Source organism: Paenibacillus anseongensis (assembly GCF_009757995.1).
GTDB classification, from domain to species: domain Bacteria; phylum Bacillota; class Bacilli; order Paenibacillales; family NBRC-103111; genus Paenibacillus_E; species Paenibacillus_E chondroitinus.
The window spans coordinates 99,164-107,634 of sequence record NZ_WSEM01000020.1 but is presented as its reverse complement, the minus strand read 5'-3'; the positions used below and the strand labels follow the sequence as shown (position 1 = coordinate 107,634).

General features: G+C 43.6%; 9 protein-coding genes and 1 other RNA gene. 4 read left to right on the top strand and 6 right to left on the bottom strand.

Going from position 1 to position 8,471, the window contains the following annotated elements; all coding sequences use genetic code 11:
- Positions 1 to 970, bottom strand: a 970-nt coding sequence (locus GON05_RS24205; RefSeq protein ID WP_246239404.1) for a putative glycoside hydrolase, incomplete at its 3' end; no start/stop codon positions are given.
- Positions 971 to 1,073: 103 nt separating this feature from the next.
- Between GON05_RS24205 and GON05_RS24200 the strand changes: the two genes are divergently transcribed.
- A complete protein-coding gene (locus tag GON05_RS24200) occupies positions 1,074 to 2,231 on the top strand; it encodes an MFS transporter (RefSeq protein WP_246239400.1) in 1,158 nt (385 codons plus the stop codon).
- A gap of 45 nt (positions 2,232 to 2,276) precedes the next feature.
- Here GON05_RS24200 and GON05_RS24195 read toward each other — a convergent pair whose 3' ends face one another.
- From GON05_RS24195 to GON05_RS24175, 5 genes are all read right to left on the bottom strand, one after another.
- The gene (locus tag GON05_RS24195) at positions 2,277 to 2,513 is read right to left on the bottom strand and encodes a Sec-independent protein translocase subunit TatA/TatB (RefSeq protein ID WP_157322655.1); all 237 of its coding nucleotides are present in this window, start codon (positions 2,511 to 2,513) and stop codon (positions 2,277 to 2,279) included.
- 131 nt (positions 2,514 to 2,644) lie between these two features.
- Complete coding sequence (locus GON05_RS24190; protein WP_079413795.1) at positions 2,645 to 2,839, bottom strand: hypothetical protein; 195 nt, start codon at positions 2,837 to 2,839, stop codon at positions 2,645 to 2,647.
- A gap of 126 nt (positions 2,840 to 2,965) precedes the next feature.
- Positions 2,966 to 3,790, bottom strand: coding sequence for a YitT family protein (locus GON05_RS24185; protein WP_127454592.1), 825 nt, complete (start codon positions 3,788 to 3,790; stop codon positions 2,966 to 2,968).
- A 149-nt stretch (positions 3,791 to 3,939) separates the two neighbouring features.
- A complete protein-coding gene (locus tag GON05_RS24180; protein WP_181646687.1) occupies positions 3,940 to 4,629 on the bottom strand; it encodes a DUF4247 domain-containing protein in 690 nt (229 codons plus the stop codon).
- Positions 4,630 to 4,679: 50 nt separating this feature from the next.
- Complete coding sequence (locus tag GON05_RS24175) at positions 4,680 to 5,216, bottom strand: DUF4178 domain-containing protein (protein WP_157322653.1); 537 nt, start codon at positions 5,214 to 5,216, stop codon at positions 4,680 to 4,682.
- A 291-nt stretch (positions 5,217 to 5,507) separates the two neighbouring features.
- Here GON05_RS24175 and cshA point away from each other — a divergent pair, with 291 nt between their 5' ends.
- The 3 genes from cshA (at position 5,508) to ssrS (ending at position 8,394) form a co-directional block, all read left to right on the top strand.
- Positions 5,508 to 7,115 (top strand): degradosome RNA helicase CshA, encoded by a 1,608-nt coding sequence (gene cshA, locus GON05_RS24170; RefSeq protein ID WP_127454586.1) that lies wholly within the window; start codon positions 5,508 to 5,510, stop codon positions 7,113 to 7,115.
- 207 nt (positions 7,116 to 7,322) lie between these two features.
- Positions 7,323 to 8,162, top strand: coding sequence for a YesL family protein (locus tag GON05_RS24165; protein WP_157322651.1), 840 nt, complete (start codon positions 7,323 to 7,325; stop codon positions 8,160 to 8,162).
- 50 nt (positions 8,163 to 8,212) lie between these two features.
- Positions 8,213 to 8,394, top strand: a non-coding RNA gene (gene ssrS / locus GON05_RS24160) — 6S RNA.
- Positions 8,395 to 8,471 lie beyond the last annotated feature (77 nt).

Below are 8,471 nucleotides of genomic sequence, written 5' to 3'. Positions count from 1 at the left end.
CCTTCGATGCACCGTTAATTGTCACATAAGGAGCGGCATCTGGTACTTTAGCGCCAAACCAGCCCGTACTATAATGACTCGGATAAATCATCGGGGAAATGACATCGACATTTTGAGAAATTTTCTCGAAATCTTGTCCAATCCCTTCAGCTGCCGGAACCGATGCGGCATATCCGAAAATATCAACGGAAACACGTACACCAAGCGGCTGCAATTGTTCTTTGGCATATTTGACGAAAGAAGCTACAGCATCGATGCGAGGACGATCATCTTTGGTGTATTTAAGTGTGTCTGCTCTTTTCTCGAAGCCTTCCGGAAAGCGGACGTAGTCGAACTGAATTTCTTTGAAACCGGCTTTGACGGCTTCTTTGGCGACAGCAATATTGTAATCCCATACTTCTTTGTTATATGGATTTACGAAGCTGTCCGGCGGATTTTTGCCATTGCCCCAAACCGTGCCGTCAGGGTTAACGAAAGAGAGTTCCGGTTTCTTTTTGGCAAGAACGGTGTCTTTGAAAACTACGATGCGTGCAATGGGATAAATGTTATGTTCATTAAGCGTAGTCATGAGACTGGGCATATTGCCAATGATTTTCTGGGTGGTACCCATTGCGTCCAGCTCTGGATTGCCTGTTTCCCACGTGATGTAACCCCAATCGTCTTTGACGTCGATAACCATTGCGTTCAGTTCCGTGTCGTCCATTAATTTTACAAGTGTATTGAGACGGGAACCTCCTGCGCTATGCGCAGTCGCATAGATACCTTTAACCTTGGGTGCGTCTTTTTGCGGGTCTAGTTTGTTTACTGGGGCGAGAGGATCAGTTGGATCGTTTGTAGGGGCTGGTTGAACGATTGCTACGGCATTTTTAGCGTCCAAAGATGCTTGTACGAGCTGCTCGAAGCTTGCGTCAGGGTTAGCGGCAGTAACATTGCCCCAAATCAGGGCAAGTGAAGCAAGTAAAATTTCCATGATGTATAAGTCCTCTCCAATCTTGTTCTCTGCTTTATTATAAAGCAAGCAGCAAGCTCCGCACAGAGGAAATTTGTTGAGAGTTGTAGAAAGAAGGTAGTCGTTGTTGAAACTTGATAAGCAAATTGTATCTTTGTCGGGAGTTAACTTTTTTTACTATGCTTCAAGCGCAATCTTAATGCCCTATTTACCCTTATATTTGCAAGCGAAAGGCTACACAGCAGCAGAAATTGGACTGTTAATGATGATTGGCCCCTTTATCTCGATATTCGCTCAACCCTTTTGGGGCTATGTAAGCGATAGATTTAATTCCGTGAAAAATATCGTATTTTTGTTGTGGGTGCTATCCTTATTAGGCAGCATTGGGCTTTTTTTAACGAGTGGATTCGGACTTACATTAGGCTTCATCCTTCTGCTTTATTTCTTTTTGCTGCCATCGATCCCACTCATTGATAATTTGGTCGTGAAGTCAACGGCTGTTCGTGGAATGTCTTATGGCTCAGTTCGGGTGTGGGGCTCCATTGGTTTCTCGGGGGTTGCACTAATTTCGGGGCTGCTGCTGGATCAATTGGGCGGGGTAGCCAAAATGCCTTATTTTTATTGGGTATTGTGGATATTTCCATTTCTGCTTCTAGCCTTTATTAAGGATGAGAAGAGCAACGGCCAACGTATTACCCTAAGTGCTATTAGCATTATTTTTAAAAGTAAAAGCTTCCTATGGTTTATGTTAATGATCTTGATTATTTCAATCCCGCATCGCATGAATGATGCACTACTGGGCTTATATCTCAATAAATTGGGTGCCACGGATTCGATGGTAAGCTGGGCATGGGCGATTGCGGCCTGCAGCGAAATTCCTGTATTTGCCTTAATTAATCGCTACATCCATCGTTATCATGAGCTGACCATTCTTGGAATTGTTGCGATTATTTATACAATCCGTTGGATTCTTTATTCAGTGATTACCGACCCTTGGGTGTTAATCGGCCTACAGGTGACACAAATGCTCACCTTCGCCGTGTTATGGATTGTCGCCGTACAATATGTCGTTCGATTGCTGCCGGAGCAGTTCGGATCAACAGGACAATCCATACTTGCCATGGTGTTCATGGGGCTTGCAGGAATCATCGGAGGTTCCATAGGGGGCTGGTTAAGTGAACAGTGGGGAGGCGCCAGCATGTACGTGTTCGCGACCGTCATGTCGGCTATCGCGGCGGTGATGTTCCTAGGAACACAGACCGTTATGCGCAGCAGGAGTTAAAAAAATAAAAGCACCCTGTAGAAAAATATTACCGGGTGCTTTTTATTATTTGTTTATTTGACCTGTCTCTGTTTTCGTTACTTCAGCAGGATTGATCTCTTTACGAACCGGTACAGGCTGATCATCCGTTGAATTGTTACCGCCGTTTCCACTCGTTGCATCCTTGAATTCACGAAACATTTTGCCAAAACCTCTGCCAAGTTCAGGCAGTTTATTAGGCCCGAACAAGAGAAGGGCAACAATTGCGATTAAGATGATGTGCCAAGGAGATAATGCTCCCATGCTAGACACCTCCAATAATTTATCTTTATGCACTATTATATCATGTTATTATAATAACCTATATAGCCTAATTATTACAAACTGAATAACAATGTTGTAAAAAAATGTGCATTAGCAGAAAAAGACGCCCCTTAATGATAAAGGGCGTCTTTATGATGTTCCGAAATGCTGAATTGAATAATCTCCATGACGTCTTCTGCCTCGAGCGCCTCGATACCAAACCGAAGGACGATCTCAGAGTCCAGCTCACAGCTGGTTAAGAAGGGGTACAACTCGGGTGTTAATTTCATTACAATCCTGGATAATTTGACTGTTTCCACAAGCATCACCCTTCCAATCATAAGATTAGAATAAGAACTACGCCTGAACCACTCACGATGAAACCAGAACTATATGAAATTACAATCATTATAACACAATTTAATCTGGATGAAAGAGGCTGGTTACACGATTTACGACTTCAGCTTGCGGAATTCGCCAACGACACCAACGGTTTCAACGATATTTACGAACGCTTTTGGATCTATCTTCTTAATAATTCGTTTTAGCTCAGCGAGCTCATAGCGAGTTGTGACGGTCATGAGCATATCATGTTGTTGTTTCGTATAAGCGCCTTCTGTTTTTACTAGTGTGACGCCTCTGGGAAGCTGCAGCAGCTCATGAGTCAACTCATCCTTCTGTTTCGTAACGATGAACGCCGTCACCTTAACATGGCGAATATGTACCGTATCGACGACTTTCCCACAGATATAGATGGCTAACATGGAGAAGAGGGCGAGGTCCCAATTATTTTTAAAATAACCGAGAGCGACAATTACGATACCGTTCATACCGGAGATAATCGTACCCAGTGGAAAATCAAATTTGCGGGTTAAAATCAAGCCAACAATATCAAAGCCGCCGGTGGAACCGCCAATCCTTAAGGTGATACCGCTTCCGATCCCGATCAATACGCCGCCGAACACTGCGCCAAGAATAGGCTCCTGCGCCACATAACTCGTAGGCAGGATCTGCATCAGCCACGAGGTTAAAATGACAGATGCAACGCTGATCATAATGAATCTGCGGCCGATCACAATCATTCCCCATATCATGAGGGGCAGGTTAAAAATTAAATATAATAAGCCGATGTTCCAGTTCGTAAAATACCCGATAATCATCGCGAATCCCGACACCCCGCCGCTAAGCAGCTGGTGAGGGATGAGAAACATGTTGAAGCCAACCGCGACAAGCAGAGCGCCAACTAAAATGATGATGGCATCCAGCGCTTTTTTCAAAAAAAATCACCTCTAAAATAGTATGCAGCATAATGCAAGTATAATTCATTCTTTCAAAACTTCAATCATTATTTAACCATTGTTTAATTAAAATAAACAGAAATAAAAAAGCTGTGTCCAATTCGTGGACAACAGCTTTTCCCAAGTGACTAGCGCCTTTTGAAGGAGCCGGTTTTCTTTGATGTGCTTGGCTTACTGGTTGAAGGCTTCGTTACCTTACTAGGCGTTGACCCGTCGTTTTTACGAGACGTAGAGGAGCTGCCTGAGCTGGGATTTGCCGTCCCGCTCTTGAAAGTTCCCGTTCGATCCGACGTAGTCGGTTTCTTATCCTTGGAGGTATCGGTAGTTGGCGTAGTAGCTTTGCCAGAGCCTGCATTATAGGTCGGTGTCTTCGTATAACCCCGATAATCGTAAGATCCTTTATTATTGAACCAGCTTCCTCCGAAGAGGTTCTGCAGTAAGGCCGCTGTCAAAAAACCTTGTAAGAAGGAAGAATCATAATGCGTTTTTGCATATTCAATACTATCTACCTGAACCAGGGTGTTCTTGCTCTCATTCGGATCTTTCTGAATGTTAATGACTTTATCGCTATAAACAAGGAACATTTGATCTTCTGATTCCTTGCTCTTTTCTTTCGGTGACTCTTTCGCGGCTAGTTCAGTTGCAACAGCAGGGACATTTTTCCCTTCAACCAAATATACTTTAGAAAGGTTAGTGCCTTTGCCTTCTACACTGACAAGCGGGTACTCATCTTTAATATATCGTACGGCATCAGCGCCACACCCGGTCAGAAGGGCGATGATCAATAGGAAGGAAAGCCATGAGGTCCATCTTTTCACTTTACAGTAAACCCTCCTTTTGGGGTATGACTAATGATATCACAGGTGAATTAATGCGTCGATTTCAAAAATTTAATCTGATTCCCCGGCGTGCGCTCCCCTTCGGCGGCGATAAACTTGCCATCTTGCCATTGAAGGAAGAAGAATCTGCGATCAGGGCCGAAGTAGCGCCAGAAGATGACATCATCACCACTTCGGAAATCGGTATTTCCTTCTGTCCGCGTAACATCATTACGATGAAACTCCAAGTCGAACGTCAAATCGTCATCTAGTTCAAGCCGTGTCGGGACATCATTGGGATCATCAAGTGCTCCTTCAACAAAGCTGCATAGGAAGCAATCATAGGTTCGTCCTTTTTCCACAATCAGACACTGAATATTTCTGCCGCTTTGCAAATAATAGGCGTAGCGATGCGGAGCAAAACCGCGGTCAAAATAAACGACTTTACCGGATATGACGTATTCCTCTAAGTCTACATTTACAATATCCCCAACTTTGGCGTCTTCAAGCGGGTTGCCGGCAGGGGTTGTTTCCGGTATTTGTTTCTGGCTTCGCAAAATGTTGCTTACACGTTTAAATATGGACATTGAAAACTCTCCTCTGTTCCGAATGTTGTTCTTACCTGTAATACGTTTAGCTTATGCTTAAGGTTTCGTTCTCATCATTTGATATGCTCATGAAAGCAGCCTCTGGCATTGTGCATATAACTTGTGCTATAATACTTTAGATGTTCTTAAGGGCGGCCCATTGGATCATGGAAGATGATGAATCGAAATGTTATCCACCAAGAAACTATAGACACGGATAGGAAGTCGTACTTAAGGGTAAAAAAGATACAAGGCATTAGCCTGCCCTGTACAAAAGGAGATTGAATTTATTTGAAAACATTTCAGGAGTTTGGTTTAGAGCCGGCGATTCTACGTGCGGTAACGGAGATGGGGTTTGAAGAATCCACACCGATTCAAGAAAAAACGATTCCGTTAGCCATGGAAGGCCGAGATTTGATCGGTCAAGCACAAACCGGTACTGGTAAAACAGCAGCTTTCGGTATCCCGCTTATCCACAAAATTAATATGAAAGAAGAGCGTATTTCCGCTCTTATTATGTGTCCAACACGGGAACTTGCCATCCAGGTTGCGGAAGAGATTGAGAAACTCGGCCGTTTCAAAGGCATTCGTTCCTTACCTATTTATGGTGGACAGGATATTGTAAAACAAATTCGTGCACTTAAAAAGAAACCTCAAATCATTATCGGTACGCCTGGTCGTTTACTTGACCACATTAATCGCAAAACGATTAAACTTGATGATGTTCAAACGGTTATCTTGGATGAAGCAGATGAAATGCTTGACATGGGCTTCATGGATGATATCCAATCCATCTTGAAGCTTGTTCCGGAAGAGCGCCACACGATGCTGTTCTCAGCAACGATGCCAACGAACATCCAGAGATTGGCGCAGCAGTTCCTGCGTAATCCTGAGCATGTATCGGTGATCCCGAAACAAGTCAGCGCGCCGCTGATTGATCAAGCGTATATCGAATTGCACGAAAAACAAAAATTCGAAGCATTAAGCCGCTTGCTTGATATGGAAGCTCCGGAACTGGCCATCATCTTCGGACGTACGAAACGCCGCGTTGATGAATTAGCGGAAGCTCTACAAAAAAGAGGTTATGCTGCAGAAGGTTTACACGGTGATTTGTCCCAAAATCAACGTGATAATGTGATGAGAAAATTCCGTGACGGAAGCATCGACGTGCTCGTTGCTACGGATGTAGCGGCTCGTGGACTTGACGTGTCCGGCGTAACGCATGTTATCAACTTTGACCTTCCGCAAGATCCGGAAAGCTACGTTCACCGTATCGGTCGTACAGGACGTGCTGGTAAAGAAGGTACAGCTTGGACGTTCGTAACACCAAGAGAAATCGATCACTTGCACTTCATCGAGAAAGTTACTCGTCATAAAATTAGCAAAAAGCCATTGCCTAGCTTGGCAGAAGCGATCGAAGGCAAGCAAAAAATGACAGCTGAGCGTATTCTTGATGTGCTTCAAAATGATGCACAATTCGAATTCAAAGGTTTGGCTATCCAAATGCTTGAGCAATATGATTCTGTCAACTTGCTAGCAGCAGCTATGAAGCTTTTGACAGGCGACAAAAAAGAACTGAATATCGAGTTGACTCCGGAAGATCCAATCCGTGCTAGAAAGAAAAAATTCGACGTGCGCAGCTCAGGCCGACGCGTTGGTGGCGGATATGGTTCCGGTTCAGGAGATCGTCGCCAAGGTGGCGGATACGGCTCCGGTTCCGGCAGCTCCAACTCCCGTTACCCGCGTAAAGATGGCGGCAGAGATTACGGTTCAAACAGAGAAGGCGGAGAAGGACGCAGCTCCTCTTCCAGAAACCGTGAATACGGAAGCAACAATCCGGGCAACCGCGATCGTTCCAGAGCTCCTCGTAAAAGCGAAGACACTTTGGTAAATAAATAAGGGGTTACACCCACAAAAAAAAGGCGGAGATCCTGGAGGATCTTCGCCTTTTTTCAATCGTTGAAGAACCTAGTATGACTAGACGTCTACCTTAATGTTCAAAAATAGGCTATAATTAAACCAAGGTTGGCTAGACAAGCTTTTTGATGACTTATGGACTATCAACGTAGAAAGTTTCCTGAAGGAAACGCTAAGGAGGAAGCGGGTTTGGAGTTTAGAGGAGTAATGGGAGGACTTTACAAAATATCAGAATGGATCATGCGTTTATCGGTGATCAATCTTTTATGGATTTTGTGTTCAATTCCGGTTTTCTTTTTTGGTTTTATGGGTTTGGTTAGTCCCTCTCCTGATGGGCTGAAAGCCATGTTACCGATCATCGCAATTTTGGCACCGTTTACTTTATTCCCGGCGACTACTGCCATGTTCGCAGTTGCTAGGAAATGGGTTACTGGAGAAGAAGATGTGCCTCTGCTGAAAACTTTTTTTCGCGGATATAAAGAAAATTACGTGCAAAGTATGGTCGGCGGTATTTTCTTTGTTCTCATCTTCGTCATCATTAGCGTGAATTACTTCTTTTACTTAAAACAAGGAAGTTCGCTCAAAATATTGGCCGTTTTGTTCATTGCATTCACGGTCATCATGATCATTTCCTTATTTAATTTCTTTTCCATCATGGTTCACCTGCATATGAAGATCTTTCAGATTTTGAAAAATTCCGTCTTGATTTCAATTGGAAATCCAATCAACTCCATCGTATTGCTGCTTTGTAATGGAGCTATTTTTTACATTTGTGTTACGAAGTTTAATTTCTTCCTTGTAGTGTTCTTCATGGGAAGCATTATGGCAACCTTTTCATTCTGGCAGTTTAATCGCAGTTTCACGAAATTGCAAATTAAGCAGCAGGAACTCGAAGAGAAAGAGCAGCAGAAGCTTGAAGAAGCTGAGGCTGAAGCAGAAGCTAACTCGGAAGATTTGGTTGAAGAAGAAACAGAAACTAGAAATTCTGCGGTTAGTCTGCATAAAAATGACGAAAAGAATAGAGAATAAAGCTACCAGTTGATTATCAGCCGGTACAGCACTATAATAAGAACTACAAAAGAATCCTGCGATGTACGTAACGGTTTTAAGTTGTTTTAAACCAATGACTGTTTCTAGGGAGACCTAAATCGAAGTGTGGCTGACATGCCCTCGAAAGGGGACCTCAAATACACTTCTGCGGACACCCACCTGCGAGAGCGGGTTTGAAGCACAAAAACCGGACGGCATAGGCGGGTTTCTTTGCGTCTTCATACTTATAAATACGTACAAATAAAGCGGTTGATCAGGAAGGTTTCCTGTTCAACCGCTTTTTTAGTT

Coding starts and splice junctions, on each gene's coding strand:
- GON05_RS24195 (WP_157322655.1), bottom strand. CDS start 2,513: ATGGGAGCATTATCTCCTTGGCACATCATCTTAATCGCAATTGTTGCC.
- GON05_RS24190 (WP_079413795.1), bottom strand. CDS start 2,839: ATGCTTGTGGAAACAGTCAAATTATCCAGGATTGTAATGAAATTAACA.
- GON05_RS24175 (WP_157322653.1), bottom strand. CDS start 5,216: ATGTCCATATTTAAACGTGTAAGCAACATTTTGCGAAGCCAGAAACAA.